The sequence below is a fragment of the Corallococcus sp. 4LFB genome, from assembly GCF_046520365.1.
GTDB classification, from domain to species: Bacteria; Myxococcota; Myxococcia; order Myxococcales; family Myxococcaceae; genus Corallococcus; species Corallococcus caeni.
On sequence record NZ_JBKGHJ010001190.1, the window covers coordinates 1 to 662 of the forward strand.

The window sequence follows — 662 nt, forward strand, 5'->3', positions numbered from 1 at the left end:
CCGCCGCGGCCAGGCGGTCGCGGCCGCGCGGGTGCTGGGCCTCGTGCTGGGCGCGCTCGAGCCGGTCCCGGGGGAGCAGGGCCAGGAGGCCCGCGAAGAGCAGCGTGAAGGTGGTCTCCACCAGCACGGAGGTGAGGGCCACGTCGGGCGCGGCCGCGAGGGCGAACACCATGGCCAGGCTGAAGCCCACGCAGGAGATGAGCAGCACCAGCCGCAGGTGCCCCTTCGCGCGCAGCGTGGCCAGCGCGGCGGCGGACGCGAAGGCCAGCGCCATCACCAGCGTCACGTCCGCCCACCCCACCGTGCCCACCTGGAAGCGGTCGCGCAGCGGCGTCACGCCCAGCACCGCCAGGCCCAGCAGGCCCGTGGGCACCAGCACGGACGCCACCCGGTCGCGCAGGTCGCGCACCTCCTTCTCGTGCAGCCACGTGGACAGCCGGTCCAGCTGGTGCAGCAGCAGGCGGTAGCCGCGCTCGGCGCCCACGCGGGAAGCGGCCGCCAGCCCGCGGGAGAGTGTGCGCGTCCAGGCGTGGCGCGTGGCGAAGAGCAGCGCGCCCAGCGCCCAGGCCCCCACGGCGAGCAGGTTCTCCGCGCGCGCGTCCAGGTGGTACGCAAGCTCCAGCGTGGAGGGCTCGCCGCGCATCGCCTCCGCCGCGGCGCGG

Annotated in this window: 1 protein-coding gene; it reads right to left on the bottom strand. The window is 76.7% G+C overall.

Going from position 1 to position 662, the window contains the following annotated elements:
* On the bottom strand, positions 1 to 643 hold a 643-nt coding region (locus tag ACLEQD_RS44845), incomplete at its 3' end, for a hydrogenase subunit MbhD domain-containing protein (protein WP_410391983.1).
* Positions 644 to 662: the final 19 nt, after the last annotated feature.